Annotated in this window: 20 protein-coding genes and 1 pseudogene; 15 read left to right on the plus strand and 6 right to left on the minus strand. The window is 71.7% G+C overall.

Going from position 1 to position 24,114, the window contains the following annotated elements; genetic code table 11:
• Nucleotides 1–1,725 precede the first annotated feature (1,725 nt).
• The 9 genes from ACTMS9_RS28345 to ACTMS9_RS28385 all read left to right on the plus strand — a co-directional run bounded on the left by ACTMS9_RS28345 (nt 1,726) and on the right by ACTMS9_RS28385 (nt 9,347).
• The gene (locus tag ACTMS9_RS28345) at nt 1,726–1,896 is read left to right on the plus strand and encodes a hypothetical protein (protein WP_441149448.1); all 171 of its coding nucleotides are present in this window, start codon (nt 1,726–1,728) and stop codon (nt 1,894–1,896) included.
• 82 nt (nt 1,897–1,978) lie between these two features.
• Nucleotides 1,979–2,410 (plus strand): phage tail protein, encoded by a 432-nt coding sequence (locus tag ACTMS9_RS28350; RefSeq protein ID WP_210777627.1) that lies wholly within the window; start codon nt 1,979–1,981, stop codon nt 2,408–2,410.
• Nucleotides 2,407–3,120, plus strand: coding sequence for a CIS tube protein (locus ACTMS9_RS28355; RefSeq protein WP_350796222.1), 714 nt, complete (start codon nt 2,407–2,409; stop codon nt 3,118–3,120). The genes ACTMS9_RS28350 and ACTMS9_RS28355 overlap by 4 nt, the downstream gene beginning before the upstream one ends.
• A gap of 9 nt (nt 3,121–3,129) precedes the next feature.
• Nucleotides 3,130–4,923, plus strand: coding sequence for a VgrG-related protein (locus ACTMS9_RS28360; protein ID WP_441166432.1), 1,794 nt, complete (start codon nt 3,130–3,132; stop codon nt 4,921–4,923).
• A gap of 25 nt (nt 4,924–4,948) precedes the next feature.
• Nucleotides 4,949–5,320 (plus strand): PAAR domain-containing protein, encoded by a 372-nt coding sequence (locus ACTMS9_RS28365; protein WP_441149447.1) that lies wholly within the window; start codon nt 4,949–4,951, stop codon nt 5,318–5,320.
• 2 nt (nt 5,321–5,322) lie between these two features.
• Nucleotides 5,323–5,745 (plus strand): GPW/gp25 family protein, encoded by a 423-nt coding sequence (locus ACTMS9_RS28370; RefSeq protein ID WP_210777623.1) that lies wholly within the window; start codon nt 5,323–5,325, stop codon nt 5,743–5,745.
• A complete protein-coding gene (locus tag ACTMS9_RS28375; protein ID WP_441149446.1) occupies nt 5,745–7,694 on the plus strand; it encodes a putative baseplate assembly protein in 1,950 nt (649 codons plus the stop codon). Before ACTMS9_RS28370 ends, ACTMS9_RS28375 begins: the two co-directional genes overlap by 1 nt.
• Nucleotides 7,695–7,710: 16 nt before the next feature.
• Nucleotides 7,711–8,283, plus strand: coding sequence for a phage tail protein (locus ACTMS9_RS28380; RefSeq protein WP_441166433.1), 573 nt, complete (start codon nt 7,711–7,713; stop codon nt 8,281–8,283).
• A gap of 287 nt (nt 8,284–8,570) precedes the next feature.
• Nucleotides 8,571–9,347: an NADase-type glycan-binding domain-containing protein gene (locus ACTMS9_RS28385; protein ID WP_441166434.1), complete on the plus strand. Its 777-nt coding sequence runs from the start codon at nt 8,571–8,573 to the stop codon at nt 9,345–9,347.
• Here ACTMS9_RS28385 and ACTMS9_RS28390 read toward each other — a convergent pair.
• Nucleotides 9,284–12,748, minus strand: a complete 3,465-nt coding sequence (locus tag ACTMS9_RS28390) for a BTAD domain-containing putative transcriptional regulator (RefSeq protein ID WP_441166435.1) — start codon at nt 12,746–12,748, stop codon at nt 9,284–9,286. The two genes, ACTMS9_RS28385 and ACTMS9_RS28390, sit on opposite strands and share 64 nt — an antisense overlap.
• 1,128 nt (nt 12,749–13,876) lie before the next feature.
• A complete protein-coding gene (locus ACTMS9_RS28395; RefSeq protein ID WP_441166436.1) occupies nt 13,877–14,509 on the minus strand; it encodes a HEAT repeat domain-containing protein in 633 nt (210 codons plus the stop codon).
• Nucleotides 14,510–14,543: 34 nt separating this feature from the next.
• Between ACTMS9_RS28395 and ACTMS9_RS28400 the strand changes: the two genes are divergently transcribed.
• The 5 genes from ACTMS9_RS28400 (at nt 14,544) to ACTMS9_RS28420 (ending at nt 18,224) form a co-directional block, all read left to right on the plus strand.
• A complete protein-coding gene (locus ACTMS9_RS28400; RefSeq protein WP_441166437.1) occupies nt 14,544–15,167 on the plus strand; it encodes a site-specific integrase in 624 nt (207 codons plus the stop codon).
• 259 nt (nt 15,168–15,426) lie between these two features.
• Nucleotides 15,427–15,735, plus strand: coding sequence for a hypothetical protein (locus ACTMS9_RS28405; protein WP_441166438.1), 309 nt, complete (start codon nt 15,427–15,429; stop codon nt 15,733–15,735).
• A 234-nt stretch (nt 15,736–15,969) separates the two neighbouring features.
• Nucleotides 15,970–16,572, plus strand: a complete 603-nt coding sequence (locus ACTMS9_RS28410) for a TetR/AcrR family transcriptional regulator (RefSeq protein ID WP_172894321.1) — start codon at nt 15,970–15,972, stop codon at nt 16,570–16,572.
• A gap of 21 nt (nt 16,573–16,593) precedes the next feature.
• A complete protein-coding gene (locus ACTMS9_RS28415; protein ID WP_441166439.1) occupies nt 16,594–17,385 on the plus strand; it encodes a hypothetical protein in 792 nt (263 codons plus the stop codon).
• Nucleotides 17,386–17,558: 173 nt separating this feature from the next.
• Entirely contained in the window at nt 17,559–18,224 is a 666-nt protein-coding gene (locus ACTMS9_RS28420) for a hypothetical protein (RefSeq protein ID WP_441149437.1), read from the plus strand.
• A 166-nt stretch (nt 18,225–18,390) separates the two neighbouring features.
• Here the strand turns inward: ACTMS9_RS28420 and ACTMS9_RS28425 are convergent, their stop codons facing one another.
• The 3 genes and pseudogenes from ACTMS9_RS28425 to ACTMS9_RS28435 form a co-directional block, all read right to left on the minus strand.
• Nucleotides 18,391–19,566 (minus strand): hypothetical protein, encoded by a 1,176-nt coding sequence (locus tag ACTMS9_RS28425; RefSeq protein ID WP_441149435.1) that lies wholly within the window; start codon nt 19,564–19,566, stop codon nt 18,391–18,393.
• 716 nt (nt 19,567–20,282) lie between these two features.
• Nucleotides 20,283–20,582, minus strand: a complete 300-nt coding sequence (locus ACTMS9_RS28430) for a hypothetical protein (protein ID WP_441149434.1) — start codon at nt 20,580–20,582, stop codon at nt 20,283–20,285.
• A 453-nt stretch (nt 20,583–21,035) separates the two neighbouring features.
• A pseudogene (locus ACTMS9_RS28435) lies at nt 21,036–21,189 on the minus strand (IS256 family transposase); the annotation flags it as partial.
• A gap of 708 nt (nt 21,190–21,897) precedes the next feature.
• Between ACTMS9_RS28435 and ACTMS9_RS28440 the strand changes: the two are divergent.
• Entirely contained in the window at nt 21,898–22,926 is a 1,029-nt protein-coding gene (locus ACTMS9_RS28440; protein ID WP_441166440.1) for a hypothetical protein, read from the plus strand.
• 30 nt (nt 22,927–22,956) lie between these two features.
• Here ACTMS9_RS28440 and ACTMS9_RS28445 read toward each other — a convergent pair whose 3' ends face one another.
• A complete protein-coding gene (locus ACTMS9_RS28445; protein ID WP_441166441.1) occupies nt 22,957–24,075 on the minus strand; it encodes an IS630 family transposase in 1,119 nt (372 codons plus the stop codon).
• Nucleotides 24,076–24,114: the final 39 nt, after the last annotated feature.

The raw sequence follows: 24,114 nt of genomic DNA on the forward strand, positions 1-24,114 counted from the left end.
CCCACAACGGCCCAACCCGGCCCCACGACGTCCGGAACGGGCCCCACAGCGGTCGGGACGGGCCCCACGAAGGCCCAGCCCGGCCCCACAACGCCCGGAACGGGCCCCACAACGTCGGGGACGGGCCCCACAAGGGCCCAGCCCGGCCCCCCAACGTCCGGGACGGGCCGCACACCGGCCGAGTCGGGGCGCCCGGCCGAGACAGTCCGCAGACCGGCCGGGACAGGCCGCACACCGCCGGAGTCCGGGTCCCCACCGGCCGGGACAGCCGGCAGACCGGCCGGGTCCGGCGGGGCAGCGCCGGGGGCCGGGATGTCAGACAGCGCCGCGACCTCGCGCCGGACGGCGGACGGGCCAGCCGCCCACGACGGCCCGGACGTACCCTCCACGCCGGCCATCGCGCCCCTCCTGCCGGGGCCGCACTTCGGACCGGTCGCGCCTGCTGCGGGCGGAGCAGCCGGACCCACCGCCGACGCGAGCGGTGCGCCTGTCGTACAGCGCGCGGTCATTCAGGCCGGCCAACCGCGGCGCGCGCAACCGGACGAGCCGCACGCCGCTCGTGACAGCTTCCACGCTCCATCGGCCCATGTCGGCACGGTGGCCCGCATCGCACCCACGGTCCCGGCCACCGCCGCCGACGCGGACAACACCCCGCGCGCGGACACCGGGACCGCCGGCGTTGCGCCCCCGGCCGCTGCCGCCCCGCCGTCTCCGCCGTCGGGCGCGCCCGGCCGTGCTGGGCCGGGTCCTCTCCACGCCTCCGCACCATCCGTGCCCGCCGTGCAACGGCTGCCCTTCCCGCCCGACCCGGCCCCGCCGGTCACCCGCGTCACGCCACGGCCTGCCGTGGCCTCCGCCGCTTCGGCCCCCGTCGCGCCCGTCGCCGGCTCCGCCGCGGTGCCCGTCGCGCGTGCACCGCTGCGGCAGACGGTGGGTGCGGCTGCCCCTCACGCCGGCACCCGATCGACCCCCGCGACCGGATCCGCCCTGCCATGGGTCACCGGCTCGGTACCCGCGTTATCGACCGGCGATGCCGGGCCGGTCCCGCCGGGTGGGTCGCCCACCGGCTCCTTCCGCCGGGCGGTTCACGTCGTACAGACGCTCGCCGCCCGGCCGCTGCACCCGGCGCCCACGGCGGTCGCCGCGCCGACTGCGCCCGCCGAGGTTTCCGCGGCCGGGACCGGCGCGGTGCCGGTCCGGTGGACCAGGCCGGGCGCGACGACGTCCGGGGAGCGCGGTCACGCCGCCACCGTCGGCGGCAGCGGGCAGGTCCGTCTCCCACCGGAACTCCACCCGACCGGCAGGCACGGAGGCGCAGGCAGCACACCGACGCGGGGCCGCCGTGGTGGCGGGGCGCGGGTTCCGGAGGCCCCGGCGCGCCGCCGGCCCCCGGTCGCGCCGGCGCTGCCCGCGGACCGCCCCGACGGCCCACGCGCCGAGGTGCCGACCGTCGGGGCCGTCCGACCGCTACCCGTACAGCGCGCTGCCGCACCGACGTGGCAGCGGCCGGCGGCCACCGGGCCGCTGCCCACCGTGCACCATCCGGCGTCGACTGCCGCTGCGGGGCAGCCCGCAGCCGCGCCGGGCACGCCCGCCCCCCGCGCCGGCGGACCGCCGCCGGCGCCGCCCGCGCCATCGAGGCCCCCCTCGCGGGGCACGGGCGGGACCGCCCAGCGCGGCCGGGTACCCGTACAGCGAAGCGTTTCCGCGCCGCCCGCCACCGGCGTGCCCCACCGGGGCGGGGGCAGGGCCGCCGATGAACTGATCGGCTCACTCGACCGCCGCCACCTCGACGAGCTGGCGCACCGGCTGATCGGCCCGCTGGGCCGGCTGCTCCGCGCCGAGCTGCGGCTCGGTCGGGAACGGACCGGCCGGCTCCTGGACGGTGGTCGGTGAAGGGCCGCCGGCACGCTCGTGCCGGCCCGATCCGGCCGGCACGAGCGACGCGAAAGGACAGTGGCACAAGGAGAGGACGAGCATGGCAACGGTCGACCCCGGTACGAGCGTCCACTTCCGACTGAGGATCGACGGGATGGATCTGGGCGACTGGAACAGTTGTCAGGGGCTCGGCTGCCAGGTGGAGGTCGAGCAGCACTCCGAGGGCGGCAACAACAGCTTCGTGTGGCAGCTTCCCTCGCGCATCTCGTACTCCAACGTCAGATTGGCCCGGCCGCTCACCCCGGACACCGCCAAGGTCGCGCGGTTCCTGTCCCAACTGCCCCGCGGCGTCAAACGGGGCACCGCCCAGATCGCCGCGCTGCGACCGGACAAGGCGGTACTGGTGCAGTGGGCGTTGGCCGACGTGGTGCTGGCGAGCTGGGAAGGGCCGTCGTTCGACCCGAGCCGCTCCGAGGTCGCGACCGAGACCATCGAGCTGGCGTACCACGGTTTCCTGGAGGTTGGCGCGTGACCGCTGCATCCGGCAAGGTCGCCGCGTTCCTCCGGCGCTACCAGCCGCCCACCGACGGTCGCGGCCGGCCCGGCGGCGCGCTGGGCGGCCCGATCACGTTCATGTTCAACCCCAACCAGCTGACCCTCACCAAGTCGGCGAGCTGGATCACGCACATCGTGCGCGGCGCGGAGGAGGTCGGCATTCCGGAGTTCACCGGCTCCGGGCCCCGCACGCTGAGCCTGGAGGTGTTCCTGGACGTGACCGACACCCACGCCCGTACCGTGCAGCAACGGGTCGACGAGCTGTTGACGTGCCTGGTGCCGACCGCGCCGAGCATCCGGGCGAAGGCGCCGTCGCCGCCGTGGGTGAAGTTCGCCTGGGGCCAGTTCCAGACGGTGTCCTTCTACGCGTACGTCAGCAGTGTCAACGCCTCCTACACCCTGTTCGACGCCAACGGCACGCCGCTGCGGGCGACGTGCTCGCTGACCCTCACCGAGATCAGCGGCAACGTGCCCGGCCAGAACCCGACGTCGGGAAGCCGGTCGGCGCGGCGGGTGCACCGGGCGGTGGACGGGGACTCCCTCGCGCTGCTGGCCCACCGCGAGTACGGGGACCCGACGGTCTGGCGGGTCATCGCGGAGGCCAACGACATCGACGACCCGATGCGGCTGCGGGCCGGCACCGAGCTGCTGCTGCCGGCGACCGACGAGCTGCCGGCGCGCGGGTAGGAGAGCTCTGTGTCCGAAGGCAACTACACCAGTTACCTCGTCGTGAAGGCGCCGCGGGAGCTGCCGCCGGCGTGGGACACGAGGCTCGTGCACGCCTCGATCGAGGACAGCACGAACCTGCCGGCGTCGGCGACGCTGCGCTACCGCGACCAGAAGAGCCGGATGCTGCAGGAACTCGGCATCACCATCGGCACGAAGCTCACCGCCGCGGCGCGGACCGGCGACCAGCCCGCCCCGGTGCAGCTGTTCACCGGGGAGGTCGTCACGGTCGAGACCGAGTTCGACGGCACCGGCACGTTCACCACGATCCGCGCGCTGGACCTGTCGCACCGGCTGATGCGGGGCCGCCGGGTCGCCAGCTACTTCAACAGCAAGGCGTCGGACATCGCGGCGCAGCTGGCCAGGAAGGCCGGACTGCGAGTCGGGCGCATCGACCCGACGACCACGGTCTACGAGATGGTGACCCAGCCGAACATGACGGACTGGGAGTTCCTGCGCATGCTGGCCGTCGACAACGACGCCGAGGTGGTCATGATCGACGGGACGTTCGCGTTCCGACGGCCGGTGCGGGCCGCCACGGCGCCCGGCGCCGGTACGCCGGCGCGCCAGAGCCCGTACGTGGTCCAGATGAACGAGAACCTGCTGGCCGTACGCTCCACGGTCACCTCGGTCGGGCAGCTGTCGCGGGTCACCGTCCGCGGCTGGGACGTCCAGCAGCGCAAGGAGCTGCGCGGGCAGGGGGTCACCGCCACCAGTGACGAGCTGCAGCTCTCGGTCACCCCACGCGACGTCGTGCGGCCGTTCGGCGAGGCCGAACTGCTGGTCACCGACGTGCCGTACCGCACCGACGCCGAGGTGAAGGCCGTCGCCACCGCGCTCGCCTCCGACGTGACGTCGGCCTTCGCCGAGCTGGAGGTGGGGATTCGCGGCAACCCGCGACTGCGGGCCGGCACACCGCTCACCCTGCAGGACGTCGGCGCCCCCTTCGCCGGCAAGTACACGACGACCGCCAGCCGGCACGTGTTCGGCCCGGCCAGCTTCTACGAAACCTGGCTCACCGTCAGCGGGCGGCAGGACCGCTCGTCGTACGGCCTCGCCGCCGGCGCGTCGGCGGCGGCGCGGGTCACCCGGGTACCCGGGCTGGCGATCGGGATCGTGACCGACACGAAGGCCGGACTGGACCGCCGGCACCCGGAGCGTCGGGACCAGGGCTGGGTGAAGTTGCGCTTCCCGTGGCTCTCCGACCAGTACGTCACCGACTGGGTCCGCACTGTGCAGCTCGGCGGGGTCGGTGGCGGCGGGGTGATCAGTCCCGAGGTCGGCGACGAGGTGCTGGTCGGCTTCGAGCAGGGGCTGCTCGACCGGCCGTACGTGATCGGCGGCCTCTACAACGGCGTCGACAAGCCCAGCCCGCACGACCTGCCGTTGGTCAACCCGGCCGACGGGTCGGTCAACCGGCGCTCGCTGGCCTCCCGCGAGGGTGGCTCGCGCGGGCGCAGGTCCCGGCGGGGCAACTGGGTGGAACTGCTCGACGGCAGCACGGCGCAGGCGGCCCAGGGCATCCGGCTCACCACCCAGAGCGGCGCCGACAAGCTGGTCGTCCACCTCGACCGGGCGGGCACGTCAGTGGTCGTGCGCAGCGACGGCAGCGTCGTGATCGAGGCGAAGCAGGAGGTGGTGGTGAACGGGCAGGGCATCACGCTCGACGCCGGCCGGGGCCCGCTGACGCTGACGGGACGCTCGGTGTCCGTGTCGGGCACCGCCGACGTCGACATCAAGGCACCGATCGTGCGGATCAACTGACGTGTCCGCCAGGAGAGGAGGAGCCATGCCGCAGGCGGCCCGGATCAACGACCCCGTCAGCCATCTCGGCACCCCGCTGACCCCCGGGCCGCCGAACGGCACGCTGGGGGTACCGGCCGGCGCGGCCGTACCGGGGCTGCCCGCGAACGCCGGCTCGCCGCTGCTCGGTGTACCGAGCGTGCGCATCGCCGGCCAGCCGGCGGCGGTGGTCGGCAGCCTGTGCGTCTGCCAGCTGCACCTGTACCTGGCGCAGGGCAACCTCGTCCTGCCCGCCACGCCGCCCCCGACCAGCGGCAAAGTGCTCATCGGCGGCTTCCCCGCGGCCCGTCGGGGCGACCGCGTCACCTGTCAGGCGACGATCAGCACCGGCGCCCCGAACGTGATCATCGGAGGCTAGCCGTGGCCGAACAGTTCATCGGGGCGGGCTGGGGATTCCCGCTGCGCACCGACGCCACCGGCGGCATCGCGCTCGTGACCCGCGAGCGCGAGATCGTCGAGGCGATCCACCTGATCCTGGGCACCGCGCCGGGCGAGCGCCCGATGCGGCCGGAGTTCGGGTGCGGCATCCACGAGTACGTCTTCGCGCCGGCGGACGAGAACACGGCCGGGCAGGTCGCCTTCGAGGTGCGGGCGTCGCTGGAGCGGTGGGAGCCGCGCATCGAGGTACGCGACGTGGTGGTGGACTTCGACGCCGAGGAGGCCGGGACCCTCTACATCGACATCCGCTACGTCATCCGCGGCACCAACGACCCGCGCAACCTGGTCTTCCCGTTCTACGTCATCCCCACCCACGACGAACCCGCCGAGGAAAGTACTGCCTGATGCCGCTGCCCGCCCCGAACCTCGACGACCGCCGGTTCCAGCAGCTCGTCGACGAGGCCAAGCGCTTCGTCCAGCAGCGCTGCCCCGAGTGGAGCGACCACAACGTCTCCGACCCGGGGGTGACGCTGATCGAGGCGTTCGCCCACATGGTCGACCAGCTGCTCTACCGGCTCAACCGGGTACCGGACAAGGCCTACCTGGCGTTCCTCGACCTGATCGGCGTCACCCTGTTCCCACCGACCGCCGCCCGGGCGGACGTCACGTTCTGGCTGTCCGCTCCGCAGACGCAGCCGGTCGTGCTGAGGGCCGGCACGGAGGTCGGCACCGTGCGCACCGAAACCGAGGAGGCAATCGTCTTCGCCACCTCGGCCGACCTGACGATCGTGCCGTGCGAACTCACCCGGCTGCGTACGCATCCGGCGGACGGCCGGCCGGTCGACCTCACCGACGAGCTGCTCGACGGCCGTGACGTCGCCGCCTTCTCCCCCACGCCGGCGGTCGGCGACGCCATGCTCGTGGGCCTGTCCGCCGCGGTGCCGTCGTGCGCGGTGGTGCTGAGCCTCGACAGCCGCGTCGAGGGGATCGGCGTCGACCCCCGGCAGCCGCCGCTGGTGTGGGAGGCGTGGAACGGCGCGGACTGGACGGCCTGCGAGGTCGACCGCGACGACACCGGAGGGCTGAACAAGCCCGGCGACGTGGTGCTGCACGTGCCGGCCACACACACCACCTCGGTCGTCGCCGGCCGGCACGCGGCGTGGCTGCGCTGCCGCGTCGTACCGGCCGATCCGGGGCAGCCGTTCTACTCCACCTCGCCCACCCTGCGGGCGGCCACCGCGTTCACCGTCGGCGGCACCGTCGACGCCGTCCACGCCGAGACCGTGTTCGGCGAGGCGCTGGGCGAGTCGGAGGGCGTGCCGGGGCAGCGGTTCACCGTGGCACGAACGCCGGTCATCCCCCACGACGAGCCGTTCGTGGTCGAGGTCTCCGACGGCGACGGCTGGCAGGAGTGGTCCGAGACCGACGCGTTCGGCCCGTCCGGTCCCCACGACCGCCACGTGGTGGTGGACCGCACGGCCGGCGAGGTCTCCTTCGCCCCCGCGGTCCGGCAGCCGGACGGCTCGCTGCTGCGGTACGGGGCGGTGCCGGCGAAGGGCGCCCGGCTGCGGGTGCGGCGCTACCGCACGGGGGGCGGCCGCAAGGGCAACGTGGCGCGCGGAGCGCTGTCGGTGCTGCGCACCTCCGTGCCGTACGTGACGGAGGTGGAGAACCGGGAGGCGGCCGCCGGCGGAGTCGACGGCGAGACGGTCGAGAGCGCGAAGCTGCGAGGGCCGGTGCAGTTGCGGGCGCAGAACCGCGCGGTCACCGCGCGCGACTACGAGTCCCTCGCGCACCAGGCGTGTCCCGCGGCCGCCCGCATCCGGTGCCTGCCGGCCGGTGACGGCGCCGAGGCCGGCGGGGTACGCGTGCTCGTCGTGCCCGAGGCGACGGCAGACGCGGACGAACGGCTCCGCTTCGAGCAGCTGATCCCGCCGGACGACATGCTCGCCGGCATCGCCGGGCATCTCGACCAGCGCCGCGCGATCGGTGCCCGGCTGGTCGTCGAGCCCCCCTACTACCAGGGCGTCACGGTGGTGGCCCGGCTCGTCGCCCGCCCGGACGCACCCCCGGAGCGGCTGCACGCCGACGCGCTCGCGGCACTGTACGCGTACCTCAGTCCGCTGCGCGGCGGGCCGGACGGGACGGGATGGCCGTTCGGGCGGCCGGTGCACTCCGGCGAGGTCTTCGGGGTGCTGCACCGGCTGCCCGGCGCGGAACTGGTGGAGGAGGTCCGGCTCTTCCCCGCCGACCCGCTGACCGGGCGCCGCGGCGACCCGGTGGCCCGCATCGAACTCGACCGGCACGCCCTGGTGTTCTCGTACGAGCACCAGGTCCGCGTGCACGAGCGCTGACGGAAGGGAGTTTCACATGCGCGGGGCCGTCGAGGGACTGGGCACACCGCATCCGCTGGCGCGCCAACTGCCGGCGATGTACGCCGCCGACGAGTTCGCCCAACGCCTGCTCGCCGCGCTGGACGACGTGGTCGCCCCGGTCTACGCGACGCTGGACAACCTGGCCGCGTACGTCGATCCGCGGCTCGGGCCGACCGACTTCGTCGACTGGCTCGCCGGGTGGGTGGCGGCGACCGTGGACCAGGACTGGCCGGTCGAGCGCCGCCGCGAGGCGGTGGCGCGCGCGGTGCGGCTGCACGGCATGCGTGGCACGCCGCGGGGCCTCACCGAGCAGGTGCGGGTGGCGTTCGGAGTGACCGTCGAGGTGACCGACAGCGGCGGCACCGCATGGTCGCCGACGCCGGGTGCCGACCTGCCCGGTTCGCCGCAGGCCGAGGTGACCGTCCGGGTACGGCCGGAAGACCAGCACATGGTGCCGTTGACGCGGCTGCGCGAGCTGGTCGACGCCAACCGGCCGGCGCACGTGCGGTACACGGTCGACGTCGCGGGGGCCGGGGCACCGGACGCCTCCACGCCCGCGGAGGGGTGAACGTGTCGGCCCGGATCTGCGACGAATGCGGCTCCCCGGTGACGGTCGGTGAGGCGTTCTGTGGCGTCTGCGGGACGTTCCTCGCGTGGGAGAACGGTGCGGGGACCTCCGCACTGCCGCCCGCCACGGCGCCGGCGGTCACCGCTCCACCCGGGACCACGCCGCCGCCGGTCCCGCCGCTCGAGGCAGCGGCGCCACCGCCGCCAGCCCCGGGATCGCCGGATCGCGCCGGACCGCCCGACCCGCTGAACGGTCACGAACCGACCACGGCCGACCAGCCGAGCGCGGTGCAACCGGCGCGCCCGGCGGCGCGCCGACCGACCGTACGCACCCACGCCGACGACGGCGCCGGCCCGGACGATCTCCTGTGCCCGGTGTGCGACACCGGCAACGCACGCGGACGCAGCTTCTGCCGCCGCTGCGGCGCGAGCCTCGTCAGCACCGCGCAGCAGGCTGCCCGGCCGCCGTGGTGGCGGCGCTGGCGCCTGCCGAGACAACGCCGACGGTGGGGCCTGCTCGGCCGGCTGCTCACCTGGCTGCTCGTCCTCGCGCTCCTGGCCGGCCTCGGGTACGGAGCCGTCGTGCTCGGTCGCAAGGCCACCGACGCGGTACGCGACCGGATCGCCAAACCCCAACCGGTGCACCCGGTCTCGGTGCAGGCCTCAAGCTCGGCACGCGGGCACCCGGCCGCGTCCGTCGCCGACGGGCTGAGCAACCGGTACTGGGCACCGGCGACGACCGGTGCCGCCGCGGGCGAGTACGTGGAGCTCACGTTCCCCGCACCGTTCCGGCTGCTCGACCTGATCGTGCATGCCGGCGCCGCCACCGAGCAGGAGGTGTTCCTCACGCAGGCACGCCCGGCACAACTGGAGCTGACCGCCTGGACGCAGGACGGGCGTCAGGTGCGCAGGACGCTGCGCCTGGCGGACCGGCCCGGGGAGCAGAAGTTCCACTGGGTCGTCGGCGATGTGGTCCGCGTCCGTCTCACCATCGGTGCGGACTACGGCGCCGCGCGTGGCCGCCGGGTGGCCCTCGGCGAGGTCGAGTTCTTCAAGCGCCCGTGAGCGTGCAGCGTCCGGGGGAAGGGGTTCGGAGCGCGCGACCTGCCGTCGGGGTCCCTGCCCGCCTCCCCGGTGACGCCGAGCGACTCCAGCACGGCCTCGTACGCGCGCCACGTCCGCTCGGCCGCCGCCGCGTCGCCGCTGTCCCGGTACGCCGACGCGAGCGTACGCCAGGCCTCGTCGCGGAACCGGTCCAGTTGTACGCTGCGGCGCGCCGCGTCGACGGCGGCGTCGTGCCGCCCGGCGTCCAGCTCGATCCCGGCGAGCACCGCCGCCGACTCGGCGGCCATCACCCGGTACCGGTCGCGTTCGACGACGACCCACTCCGCCGGACCGTCCTCGGGCAGCAGGTCACCCGAGTAGTGCGCGAGCGCGCCACGCAGCCCGTCCGCCGCCACCTCCACGCGGCCCGCGGCCAGGGCCCGACGCGCCGTCGTCACCGACTCCTCGAAGACCCGCACGTCACAGAGGCCCCCGTCGGGGACGACGAGCAGGTACGACTCACCGTCGCGGCGGATGAACCGCGACGCTGCCCGGCCCACTCCCGGCTCCAGAAACGTGCGCAGGGTGGAGATGCCCACGTGCAGGTTGCGGATACCCGCCTTGGTGGGCAACTCCGGCCACAGGGCCGCCAGGATGCGCTCCCGGTGGACCGGCCGTTGCGCGTGTACGCCCAGGAACCGCAGCAGGGTGCGCACCCGGGGACGGATCGCCGCCCAGTCCAGCCGCCGGTCGGAGAGCTCGAAGTGGAAGCCGCCGAAGCACCGCACCAGCAGCGCCCGGTCAGGGCGTGAGGATGGCTCCCCACCCGCGCGGCGGATGCCCGGTACGGGGACCGTGAATCGCAGCTCGGCGCGGGCTCGGCGGGCCGCCGAGTCGGCCGCGCACCTGGTGGCGAGGGCGAGAGCACGGCTGAACTGCTCGTGCGCGTCGGATCTCCGCCCCGCGTCGCGCAGCGCGATGCCATGGTCCAGGAGCGCCTTGGCCAGTTCCGGTCGGGCCGGCGACGCCTCCAGCGTCAGCACCGCCTCCCCCAGCAGGCGTATCCCTTCGGCGCCGCCGGTCACCACTCCGCTCGCCCCCAGGGCGATCCCGAGCGCCCGGGAGCTGCCCCATCGGCGGCTCAGCTCGAGCTGCTCGGCGGCGAGCCACCGCGCCTCGGCCGCCTCGCCCAGGCGGTAGTGCGCGAGCGCGGCCCAGGCGCGCCACGGCTCGTACCCGGCGCTGCGCACCCCGAGGCTCTCCAGCCCCCTGCCGTACTCGTGGAGATCGGCCAGCGCACCGCGGAAATCGTCACGGGTCAGCCGCAGAAGACCGCGCGCGGCGAGCAGCTCCAGCGGCCACGTCGAGCCGCTCGCGCCGGGCGCGAAGCCGCCCCGGCCGAGCAGCGCCTCCGCCTCGTCCAACCGACCGCGCTCGATGAGGACGTACACCAGCATCGACCCGTGCAGCACCCACGACCTGTCCGGGTCGGCACCGATCTCGGCCATCAGCGAGAAGGCGCGTCGCCCGAACTGTTCGGCATCGACCAGGTAACCCGTCAGGTGACAGACCCGGCCCCGCACGGCGGCGGCAAGCGCCTCGTTGAGCCGCCAGCCCAGCTCGCGCGCCTTTCGGTCGGCGTCCGCGCAGAACGCCGGCGCGGCGTCGAGGTGCTCGGCCCGGGTCAGCGAGACGACGGCGGCCCAATAGGGGATGACCTCGTCGTAGCAGCCGGGCGGCCCGGCGGCGAGCGCCTGCCGCGCCAGCGCCACCGTACGCGCGGCCGAGATGCCCAGACGGCCTTCCTGCACCGCACGCGCCGCGGCGACCGCCCGCCGCACGGCTGGTCCCGAGTCTTCACCGAGCGCCAGTGTCCCGAGGCGGCGGTCCAGCTCCGGCGCCTGGGTCAGATCCGAGACTGTGGCACAGAGCGCCTGGAGCTGTAGGCGCCGAGCGAGTTCCGGGTCGCGACCGGCGACCCGCTCGGCGGCCCCGTCGAGCAACTCCAGCGTGTCCGCGCCCCTCCTGCCGGCGAGGAGACCGTTCGCCAGCTCGGATACCACCCGCCCGCGGGTGGCCTCGTCGTCGGCCGCGGCCAGCGCCGTCGCGAGCCGCTTCATCCCGGTGGGCATGTCCACGAGGAGCTCCGCGGCCCCGAGCTCGGCGAGCAGGTCCGCGTGGGGTTGTCCGACCCGAGGCTCCCGGACAGCCCGCTGCAGGTACCCGACCGCCGTCGTGGCGTCCCCCTGAGCGAGCGCGGCGCGCGCCGCCTGCCGCAGCACCGGCACGGCCCAGGGCTCACCGGCCGGTGACGCGCGCACGAGGTGCGCGGCCACCTCGGTGTCGTCGCGACCCGCCTGGTGCAACAGCCGCGCGGCGCGGGCGTGGGCGCGCCGGGCGTTCGCCGGCCCGATCTCCCGGGCGATCGCCGTGGCGAGGAGCGGGTGGACGAAGGTGAGCGGGTGCCCGTCGCGAAAGATCCGGCGGCGGACGAGGCCGTCCGCGACCTGCGCCGCCCGTCCCGGGTCGAGCCGGGCCAGCCGCGCCGCCAGGTCGGGCTCGGCTGAGCCGTCCAGCGCGGCGACGGCGCGCACCAGCGCGGTCGCCGCGGGATCCGCGCGGTGCACCGGGGCGAGCAGGGAGTGCGCCATCGCCGGTGTGGCGAACTCGCCGATCCGCCGGGCCGTCAGCGCCGTGGGTGGGGCGCCACGCGCCATGATCTCGGTGAGGAGTTCGTGGAGCAGCCGGGGGTTTCCCCCGGTGCCGTGCTGGCAGACGGCCACGAATTCCTCGTCGGGTTCGGTGGTCAACGCCTCGCGCGCGACCCGGGCGATGGCCCTGCGGTCGAGACCGGCCAGCGGGAGACGACGCAGCCGCCCGGTCACCTCGGCCAACAGGGGTCTCCCCGCGCGTTCCCCGGCGGGCACCGCCGCGAGCACCCCGACCGCCGTCGACTGGCACCGGCGCAGCAGGTAGGCCAGCCACCGCAGCGAGAGATCGTCGGACCAGTGCAGGTCATCCACCACGATCAGCAGCGGCGTGTGGGACGTCGTGCGGGCCACCACCGCCCACCACCGGTCGAAGAACTCGTACAGCCCGCCGACTCCGAGCGACCCGCCACCGGGCCACGAGTCGGACCGGTCACGATCGAGCGTCTGGAACACCTGCCGCGCGGCACCCAGCGGGATGCGCTGTTCGAGCACGTCCGCCGCCACCCGTGCCACGGCGTATCCCCGCGAGGTCGCCAGCTCCGCCGCACGTGCCAGCAGCGCGCTGCGCCCGATCCCGGCCTCGCCCTCGGCGAGCATGGCCGCACCGTGGCGCATCGAGAGGGCGTCGAGGAATTCGGCCACCGCGGTGAGCTCGTGGTCACGCCCCCGCAGCGGCGGCAGCTCGGCGGGAGCTTCGAGGACCTGCCCCACAGTGGACGTGCCGAGAGGCGAGGTGCCGTTCAAGGCCGTGCGGAGGCGCGGCGGCGTCGATCCGCGGGGTGACAGTCTGTAACGCGACACTGTATCGATCGTAGTGGCCGACGACGGCATGACAATGAAATCGATGTATGGCTGGTGCGATCTTTGCCACTCCCTCATGCCATCCTCCGCCGCCTCCAGCCCGCCGCCGGTGTTGGTCACAGACGTCGCGGTTCTCGGCGAGGTTGCGGGGACCGTTGGTCACGCCACGACCCGATGCCTCCACCGGAAGGGAACTGTCCCTGCTGGAGACAATCGCTGAGGGCTTGCGAGATCTTCGCTTCGTCGGCAGATGAATCCTGCTGATTCTGCGCGGTCCGCAGGTGGCGCCGTCACTTCCGGCGGGTCGTCTTGCTGTTGCGGGCCGAGGGCGGAGCGGCGCGGTGGTTAGGCTGTACGGGGCCACCCAGAGTCACACGTCGATGCAACGAAACCCTGGTGGCCGGCGTCAGCGGGATCCAGACGACAACGACACCAGCCAAGCGGGGAGCCACAAAGCCTGACCTCCTCGGTGTTCTCTGGGAGGTCACGCCAGACCGCTCGACTGCATCACCGCAGGTTGGAGCCCTCTGCTCTGTCCGAACTCGGTGAGCACTTCGGGGCGCTGACCACTTCGCCGACCTGCACCCAACCTGCTCCCAATCGCAAGGCCAAGGCATCCAGCAGCTCCTTACCGCCTTGACCTCCGCACACTCCCCCACCAGGCAACATAGAATGCGGTCGATTGCTGCCCAAAACCGTGGAGCACTCCGTGTGAAGCAGGACGCTCCGCCCGCTCTGACCTGCGAAAACGCAAGACCGCAGGTCGCGGCGTACGCCGTTGGGCGCCATTCGGTGCCGTTGAATGCAGTTCAACGCCGTTCAGTGCACCCGGCTGCTCCCAACCTGCTCCCCCGATTCCCGCCTCATTCGGTCAGCCGGGACAGTCTGCCTAACGCAGGTCCGCCCCGCGGGTACGAGGCGAGCCACCCGACGACAGTGGGAACGGACGGTGACGAGCGCGCTCGCGGACCCCGCGCTTTGTCAGCGGCAGATGCGCACACCTGACCTTGTTGATCCGCGGCCAGCGGCGAAGGTGCGTCAGCGGCTGATGTCACGTGCGGTCTCGAGAAGGTCATCGCGTTCGCGGATCCAATCAGCGGCAGCGGCGCGCACCTCGCCGACGGTGTCGTCCAGTACTGACCGGACGACGTCCACGTAGGGGTGGGCGTCGCGTTGCCACCACCGCAGGGACAGAACCGCCAGCCGACGCACGGTCGGATCCGGATCGTGCACCATCGCGTTGCTGAGCGCGGGCAATATCCGTCGGCCGACTGCACGGCCGAGTTGGCGCTCGCCGAGGACGTCCACGGCGTGTCGGCGGACGAGGACGTGTTCTGACTGCAGGCCGCGAAGGGCTTCGTCGACCTCGTCGGTGTTGATGCGGCACGGCGGGGTGCCTGGTTTCAATTCCTCGGCCAGGGCTGTTGCATACTCTGGTCGGCTCGTGAGGACGTCTTCGAGGGGACGGTAGTTCAAGGCGAGCGGGGTCCGCCCCTGATCACGGAAGCTCGTGTAAGGGGCGGCGACAGCTGTGACCACCGCTTCTTGGGGAAGTCGGTCTGCGTGGTCGAGTATCAGATCCAGCCGGCCGAGCCGGGCTAGTGCCCGAGCCGTCCACAGCTGGTCTGGTCCGTCAAGCCGGTTGAGTGCTGCGGTCAGTGCACCGATCACCTCTTCGTCGGGCAGGCCGAGGTCGGCGAGAAGTTTGGCGGCCTTCCACGCCCGCTCGGCCCTGCCCAGTAGTGGTATCACCCGCCTCGACCGGCTGTTCAGCGACGACCGCAACCCGCTGCGCGAGCGGGTGCTGTGGCGGATGCTCTACGAGACCTGCGCCCGCGCCGAGGAGATCCTCGGCCTCGACGTGCCCGACCTCGACATGGAGTTCCGCCGCGCCCTGGTCACCGAGAAAGGCGGCGACCGCGCCTACGTCCACTGGGAAACCCCGACCGCACGGCTCCTACCCCGCCTGCTGACCGGGCGTACCGCCGGACCGGTGTTCCTCGCCGACCGGTGCGCTCCCGCCGCCGGCCGCCGCGCGCCGGCCCTGGGTGACATCTGCCCCGACACCGGCCGGGGCGGACTGTCCTACCCGCGCGCCGAGTACCTGTTCAAGCAGGCATCCAAGCTCCATGACCCGCACGGTGTCGGGTACACCCTGCACCAGCTGCGCCACAGCGGGCTGACCCATCTGGCCGCCAAGGGCCGCAGCGCCGCCGAACTACAGGCGAAATCCCGCCACCGGCACCTGACCACCCTCGGTATCTACGTCCGGCTCGGCGAGGAGACCTCCGCCCGCATCAACGAGCACCACCGCCGAGACCGGCGCTGAGCCAGCAAGAGAAGTGACTATCCAGTAACTCCGCCCCTTGGGTCAGCTACCCAAGCACGGGGCCGTGATGGAGGGCCGGAGAAGGCTGTCAACGGCAGCGCGTCCGGGGGGCGCACCGACAAGTGGTGCTCGCTCGGCGGCACCAAGTTCCTCCGCGCCGATCTCGGCGCCAGCCACAGCATCCAGTCGTTCACCCTGCGCCACGCCGGCGCCGGCGGCGAGGACAGCGCCTGGAAACACCCGCGACTTCGACCTGCAGGTGTCGACGGACGGTTCGACCTGGACGACCGTGGTGCCGGCCCGGGGCAACACCGCCGACGTCAGCAACCACCCGGTGTCGGCGAGCAGCCGGTACGTGCGGCTGAACGTCCCAACAAGACCGCGGCATTGGGTGAGAAACGTCATCCTGCTCACCAACCTGGCGTGGTCGGCATGGCTGTTCCTCGGGTTCGTGCGTGGCCGCCTGCCCTTCGCCCGCCTGGAACACTGGCAGACCCGTTACGTGATCGTGTATGCCGTCTGGGCCTGGACTCTCCTCGCCCTCCCGCTCGTGTTCGACTTCGCCTGAGCCGGATCCGGCCCGCTCATCCTGCCCGGCACAGGGACAGGGTTGAGCGGGCCGTCCGGCGCGTTGGAGAGCACATGGATGATGCCGCGCTCGGGCTTGGGTGGGACTTTTGGCGGATGGCGTCAGCCGTGGCGGCTTCTCGCATCCATCGACCCAGGCCAACCCCGCGACATCCGTTGCCACGCACCATCGCAGGGGGTTGCGCGGGTTAAGGGAATGACGTGTCATTCATTTATGGCCCGTACCGCTGACCCTAACCGCCGGGAGTCCATCCTCGACGCGGCCCACTCGATCTTTGCCCGCAAGGGCTACGCCGCCGCCGGCATCGCCGACGTCGCCGGGGAGTTGGGCATCGCGCACGGCACCGTGTACCGGTACTTCGAGAACAAGCGCGACGTCGCCGCTGCGGTGCTGAACCGGGCGCTCGAGCGAATCGCTGCGGTGGTCATGGCGGAGGACGCGACGGCCACGGAGTCCCTGGCCGAGTACCGGGCACAGGTGGAGCGCCTCGGCCACCGGCTGTACGAGCTGTTCGTCGCCGACCGGGCACTCGGCCGGCTGGTCTTCTACGACCTCGGCGCCGTCGACGACGAACTGCGGGAGCGCTTGCGCGCCGCCCACGAGATGTTCGCCGAGTACACCGCGTCGTACCTCCGAAACGGGGTGGCCAAGGGATTCCTGCGCCCCGACCTGGACGTGGACACGACCGCGCGAGTGATCAACGGCATGATCTTCGAGGGTGCCGCCCAGGTTACGCATACCGATGATCCGCAGCGGCTGCGCGACCGGTGGATTCGTGCCGTCGTCGCGCTGATGTTCGACGGAATCGCCCGTTAGGGAGAGCCTAGGAGGAGCGGCATGGTCCAGGTAGACGTCTTCTGGTCGTACGCGATCGGCGCGGGGTTCGGCACGGCGGCCGCCCGCGCGGCCGTCGCCGAACCGGTCCGCCCGCTGTTGTCCGACCGCCGGTTCACCACGACAGTGCTGTTCCTGTCGTGTGTTTTCGCCCCGAGCGGGCTGTGGCTGGTGTGGCAGTTCACCGGCTGGGAGACCATGCACGCCGCGCCGACGACCGCCGACCTGCCAGCCTGGTTGGTCGCCACCTTCGCGATGACCAACGTGACCCAGGGGATCGTCGGGTACTGCGTGGCCCGGCACCTGTGGCGTAGCGGGCACCGGTACCTCTCGTGGCTGCAGATGCCGTTGGGCTACTTCGCGATGTTCTTTGTGCTGGCGTACGGCTGGGACGGCACCGGGTACCGGCGGTTCTTCGCGCCCACCACGGCAGCATGGCGGGCCGGCGAGTTCGATCCGCTCGGGTTCCTCACCAGCCCGGTGGCGCTCACCCTGTACGGGATGGGCGTGGTCCTGATCCCGACGATGCTGTGGCTGCAAGCGGGGTGGTGGGCCGGCGACGGGCTCGCCCGGGCGCGGGTGGGCGCACTGCTGCTGGTCGTCCCCTTCAGCCTCGGACTCGGTACGGCCGCCGTCGCCACGGTCGCGCTGCGCACCCTCGGCGTGCTGCCTGGACTGCTTGCCTGTGCCGTGCTTGTGGTGACCGTCTTCCATCCGCGAGGGCTCGCTGGGCTGCTGGCACGCGCCTTCCCGCTCACGACCAGGCGGAGTGTTCCGGCGCCGAGCGCCGCCTGATAGTTCAGGCGCTGCAACGTTGGGGCTACCCGTCCGGATCGCATCCGGGTCCGCAGCGGTCGGCCATCTGGATGAGTAAGCGAGAATAGGCCGAGCGACAAATTGGTGCCGGCACGAGCAGATCTTGTGATCGGCTTGCTCGGGCTGGAGACGTATCGGCACACTGTGCGGTCGTGGGGTCGGACTGGATCTGGGAACTGTGGGTACCCGTGGCAGCCGAATCGGCTCTGCCTCAATTGTATGCCCTCGCGGCCGAGCGGAACCTGTACCCACAGCGACCTGATGGGCGCATCAACCTGTTCACCAATCCCGACGCCGACCATCGCACGGTCGAGGACCCCAACACGGCGCTTGCCGCGATGGCGACGGGCACCGAGCACGGTCAGTTCTGGACGAACGGCGACACCGACATCTTCGTCAACTGGGAAGACGGGCGCCTCGTCTGGGCACTGGACGCATGCTTCTCCTACCGCCGCCCGACACCCGAGGCGGACACCTTCCGCGACCTGCACGGCCGCCTGACCAGCTTGTGGCTCGATGTCGCGCAGCGTCTCAACGCCCACGTCGGCCGAGTCCTCGACGAATGGTCCAGTGATCAGATATGGCACCGGGGCATCCACGACGCCGTGCACCCCGCCGGTGGTTGGCCGGCTGAACTCGGCTGGTGGACCTACCTCGGTCCCGGCCACCGTCTGCCACCACCACCGCTGCCCGAGGTCGCCACCCACACGCGTCGACTTCCCAACGGCGCCCTGCTGGTCACCCTCCTGGACGACCCGGCCGCCGTCGACGCGCTGCGCTACGAGGACATCCACAACCACTGGCTTCCGCCGGCATGAACTCCCGGGACAGATCCCTGTGACATGCCCACGGCCCACCGCGCCCACGGCGACGATCAGATCCAGCAAGCCGGAGCCGCCGTAGGCTTTTTTTTCGTCGGGTCGGCCCCGGGTCTGGTTGGCTCGGACGCTTCGGTCACCGTGAGCGTGTGGTCAGGCAGGCCCGTCAGGCCGGTGAGTGTGGCGGTGAGGACAACAGCCAGTGCGCGGTCCGCCGGACGGCATCGGGCAGGTCGCCGCGTTGCCGTAGTTCTGCCAGCAGTTCGTGATGTCGGTCTGTGCCGATGCCGTAGGCGATGCCGTGCAGGATGGATTCGCCCATGGCCGAGGGCCTCCGCAACCACGCCCCCTGTTGCTCGGCGAGTATCTGACGCCAGACGCGGAGCGGATACGTTCCAGCGCAATGGGGTGTGGCCCAGGCTGCGGCATGGCGGAGGCCCGCGCTGGAACCGTCATGGACCAGTATCGTCCGCATGAGCGGCCGGTGGATGTCGACACCGAACGTGGTCAACATGCCCAACGCCGACGCAGCCATCTCCTCGACCCGGCGGGACAGGTCGCTTTGGAGCTGGGCCAGCAGTGCGGCCGCCACGGCGTCACGGTATGGGGTCGCGGCGATGAGCATGGTGGCAATCAGACGCACATCTGGATTGGCGTCGAACAGCGCCTTCCCGACGAGTTCCGCCAGCACGGCGTCTCGACCGTGGCGATCGTCGTCCAGGCGGCACTGTGCCAGGTCGGCGATGCGCTGACTCACCGAGTACGCACCCGGCGGATATTCCGCCGTCCCGGCGGCGGTCAATGCGTCTGACTGCGGCACCCAGCGGCGTCGCGGAATCGCTGACTGCCCAGCCATGCGGCGGTCGAGTAACGTCGCCACCTGGCTGAGCAGCGGCGCTGTCGCCGCATCGAGCATTGGGTCGGACACTGCCTGTTGGACGACGCGGGCGAGCCGGGCCTGTTCGTCGCCGGTGAAGTGGCCATGGCGTACCTTCCGCACCGCGGCCAGCAGGCCGGCGTAGCGAGCGCGATCGCTGCTCGGATTCTCGATCTGTCGGAGGACGTACCTGTTTCCGTCCCCGTGCGCTACCACGTCGAGGAGCGAAACGGGCTCGATGACAGCCGGCGAAGAGCGGTCTTCAGCCAGGGCAACGCATGCCGCTACAACGTGGGGACGAGCGATCGGGTGCTCCAACAGGCGGCTGAGTGCCTCCTGCCGTTGCAGCCATGCATTGTTCTCCGAGACCACGAGTTCGCTCAGCACCTGCTCGGCGATCGCACACCACAACCGCGGTGGATAGAGCACCAGGGCCGGTTGCCCGGCGATCAGCTCCGTCAGCATCGCCCAGTCGGCTCCCGCCATCTCACCGGGAGCAAGGACTCGGTCGAGGTATTGGTAGAGCAACCGCTGGTCGTCGGACCGGCCGGGCGTGACTTCGAGGGGCCTGGTTGCTTCGCTGCGGCGTATCGTGTCACCAAGAACGACGAGGGACTGGGGGGACGCTCCCAGGAGCTGCTCGTATCGGCGGACTACTTCCCGGCTGGCTGTCGTGGTGCCCTGCTCCCACCGGGTGATCTGTGACGGCGCAAGTCCGGGCTCTGCATCCGTGCGGAAAGCGCGAGCGAAGTTTCGTGCCACCTGAAAGTCGGAGTTCCTAGCGAGCCGCCGGTTGGTCCGCAACAACCAGCCCACGTGGCGCGATCCGTTGGTGGGAGACACGCCCACACGGTGCACGATGGCATTGATCGAATCAACCTTTTGCTTATTTCTCTACAGGAGACATCGCTCATTTCGATCCTGACACTTAACCCGATGGTCGAAATCGAGCTGGGTGAGCGCTTCGATCATCTCCAGGTCCGACCGTTCGGAGCTGCTCCGGTGGGCTGTCATTTCCTCGTGACAGCCCACCGGTTGGCTCGTTGGAAAGCGGCTATCCCTGCGGGTTCGGCGATCGCGAAGGAGGTCCGAGGGCGTTCTGAGCCCTTGGCGCTGCGCCAATCCGTGGAAACAGCCGTCGGCTCAGCGGTAAGGGATTCGCCTGGGCTCCGCCGGACCTGTCAGTTGTAGTACACGATGTACGAGTAGCTCGCGGACTGCGGCCAGGGGCAGGTCGTGTCGACGTGACCCGGCCCGGTGATGATCCCACTGGAAGCGGTGCTTCCCCACGAGCACGCGGTCTTCAACTGCCACTTCCGGGGGCCGGGAACCGAGTTCTCCGTGCAGTCACCCCAGCCGTGGTTGCCGCCCCACGTACCCGCAGAGCAGACCACCTTCGCTTCCGCGGCCGAGCCGAGCCCGAGTACAGAGGTGGCCGTCGTCGCGGCGGCGATCGTCAGGACGCTCAGAGCACGCCGCATTGAGAAATTCAACATGTGGGATCCTTTCAATGTGGGATTTGCTTGGGGCGCTTGCCATCATCGGTTGACGGAAGCTAGCGCAAAGGGCCAGAGTCATGCGTTGTTCTCATTTTTGGAACTTCTCGCATGCGGGAGGCGCCCGTGGTGAGCAGGAGGCGCTTGTACGGTCTGCCGAGGTGCCAGTCACGGCCCCTCCTATCTCGCCGGCGGCGCCCGTGCCTTCATCACTGACACAGGCTAAGGATTGGGGCGGGCGGGTAGGGCACTGGTTGCAGCGAAATCGGGGGATGCAATCCCATCGCGGGAGCGGGTCACGGCACTGACGGTGATGGTGATGGTGTAGGAGACGACCATCGCGGGATCCGGTTTGATGTAATGCGGCGGTCGGGGTCCGGTTGGCCTGGCCAGCGTTGTTTTGGTGTGACTGAACGAGGACGAGTCGGGCTTTGGCGGAAGTTCCAGGCTCATGTAGCGGCGTCTTTCCGTCCACTCGTCGGTCTGCTCGGCTAGGACGGCGCCGACGATGCCGATGATCGCCGGTCGGTTCCGGGAGGGCCCGACGACGCCGGTGCGCGCGGTCGATCTCCTTTTTCAGCTGCTCTTGGGGTTGTTGTAGACGCTGCCGTGCGCTGCCGGCACTGCGGCCAGCCCGCCCACTACGACCGCGGCCTCGCCGACTACCGCCACGACGACCCCACCGCGTCGGACTGCTTCCTATCCAGCAAGACGACTAACCCAGCGGCAACCCGCTCGGCATCCCGGGCAGGCGAGGCGACGACTTGATCGGTGCGGAAAGTCGAGCGTCACTGCACCCGGTCGCCACCCCTGGCGGACCCGACAGCGGCATCCCCACAACCGCTGGCCGGGGGGTGGCGGCCACCCGAGCTGGCCCGACCCGACCGAAGGGGCAACACGCGTTGACCGAGCCGCACCGTCGCGCCATACCGCGCACCGTCACGACGTCCTGCTGTGGCTGCTCGCCACCGATGTCGCCGCCGCCCACCAACCCCAGCCCGACGCACCCGGCCGCTGCGCCAACCTGCGCTGCACCGGCCAGGCGTACCCCTGCCCGCCGGCCCGTGACGCCCACCGCGCCCGCCAGGCCTCGACCCGACCCACCCTGCCCGCCCGGGGCCGGGCCCGAGTCGCCGCATCCGTCGCACGGTTCGCCGGCTGGTTCCGGCCTACCCCGGCACAGCCGACGCCGCTGGCGCGGGCCGCCTGACGACGGCCCGCGCATCGCCGCCGTCGCGGCACCGCTTCCCGTGGCCGGCGGCGTACCAGTCGCCGGCCTCCGCACGCCCATGGAGGGACCGTGAGTTTCCGTATCGAGTCAACCCTCGCCGGCTACGCCCGCGCGGCAGTCGATCTGCGCCTGCGCATGGCCGAGTACTGCCGGGGCCGGTTCGCCCAGCAGTACCTCAAGGCGTTCCTCGAACCCCAACTCGAACAGCAGGCCGATCACCCCGACCAGCAGGACGACGTTCTCGGCGTGTTCAGCCGCGTCGCGCATCAGCCGTGGCAGGACGGCGAACCCTACGTCCTCGTCCCGGCCATGACCGCGATCATCGCCGCCGCCGCGCAAGCCCTCGACCTGACCGGCGACGTCGTGAGCAATGACGTCGCCCCCAGCGACGCAGGGGTGCTGTTCCTACCCGAACCCATCTACGAACGCGGCGTCCACGGGCAGGTCACCTCCATCGGCGCGATCACCTGGGCCAAGTTCCACACGCCGAACAGCGGGCGCACCGGCTGGTGGATCACCGGGTGGGCCGACCGCGACGACCCCCTCGACCCCGCCGCCGCACGCCGCCGCCACCAGCTCGCCGAAGCACCGCAGCTTGCCGCGCAGCTCGGCCCGTACGTGTTGAACTCCTTCGCCGAGATCCCCATCGGCACCCCCATCACCGCCGTGCAGGGAAACCTTGCGCCGGTCGACGGTGACTGGGAGACCGCGCCGGACGGCCGGTTCTGCATCGACGAGTCCACGCTGCGGATGAGGGCAGTCGCGGCGGTGCTCTACGCCTTCTGGCGCATCCAGGAACAACCCATCGCCACCGTCGCCGCCCCACCCCTGGACCGGCCCGCCCGCCGACGTGCCCTGCGCGCCAGCCTCCGCCACGACACCCGCGTGGTCATGCTCCGACGCACCCACCCCGTCGCCGCACCCACAGCAGGGGAAGCGAAGTGGCACTACCGGGTGCGGTTCGTGGTGCGCGGGCACTGGCGGCGCCTGGTCAGCGCCGACGGCCAGGCGTACCGGATCTGGATCCACTCATACATCAAGGGCCCCGACGGGGCGCCGCTGCTGCTCGGGGAAACCGTCGCCGTCCTCGCCCGCTAGTGCCTTGACCACAAACGTTGGCCGGGTTGGTCATGCGGCTCGGCTGGCGGGTTGACCCCAGCGGCGGTGTCGTTCGCTGCGGACGCGGGCGCGGTGGCGGCGTTGGGCGGCCAGGACGTCGGGGTGGCGGGCGTTGGCGTTGCGCCAGCGCAGGTAGGCGTGCAGGCCGCGGGCCAGGACGGTGTGGTTGGGGTGGTCCGAGCCGGCGATGACGAAGGTGCGTAGCGGCCCGAAGTGCGCCTCGATCGGGTTGGCCCAGGAGGCGTAGGTCGGGGTGAAACACAACTCGACCTTGTTCCGGGCCGCCCACTGCCTGATCGCGAAGCCCTTATGCGCGGACAGGTTGTCCAAGATGATGTAGATCGGGGCGCCGTCAGGGCGGGCGGTCCGGATCGACTTGAGTGCGGCGAGGGTGTTCGCCGCCGATTTCTGTGTGCGGACCACACCCCAGAGGGTGTCGTCGCCGATCGAGTAGCAGCCGTGGAACTGCCGCACGCCGTGCAGCTTGTGGTAGTTCGCCGGGAGCCTGCGTGGGCGGCTCTTGGGCTGCCAGCCGACGCCGCCGTGCGGGCGGATCGTCAGCGGCCCGAACTCATCGAACGCGAACGTGCGGTGCGGGAAGTGCTCGATCACGTGCTCGATACGGGCCAGCTTCTGCTCCCGCTGGGGGTCCGTGGACTCCTTCCACGTCTTCATGCGTTGGAAGGTGATCTGGTGGCGGCGCAGCACCTGCCGTAGTCGTTCCCGCCCGATGATCACCCTCCGATCGGGGTTGTCAGCGAGGTATTCGGCGAGCTTGCGCACGCTCCAGCAGGTGAACGGCCGTCCCAGCTTGACGGGACGGGTGTTGGCCGTCGCGACGATGAGCGCCTCGTCGTCGCTACTGATCCGGCGGGGACGGCCACCCGCCCACTGAGGGTCCAGGCTGGCCATGCCCATCTCGTTGAACCGGTGGATCACCTGCCGAACGGAGTCTTCGTCGGCCTGCACGAGCCGGGCGATGACCGGCACACTGTTGCCGCCAGCTGAGGCGAGCACGACCATCGCCCGCCGCAGCCGCACGACGGAGCCGGTGCCCCGACGCACCAGACGTTGCAGCCGCTGACCCTCTTGATCACTTAATCGACGTACCCGAACCGGCTCTGCCACCCCGACAGCCTGACGGCCCCACGCCGGCCCAGCCCTTCA

This window comes from Micromonospora sp. L31 (assembly GCF_052068075.1).
Classification (GTDB): Bacteria; Actinomycetota; Actinomycetes; order Mycobacteriales; family Micromonosporaceae; genus Micromonospora; species Micromonospora purpureochromogenes.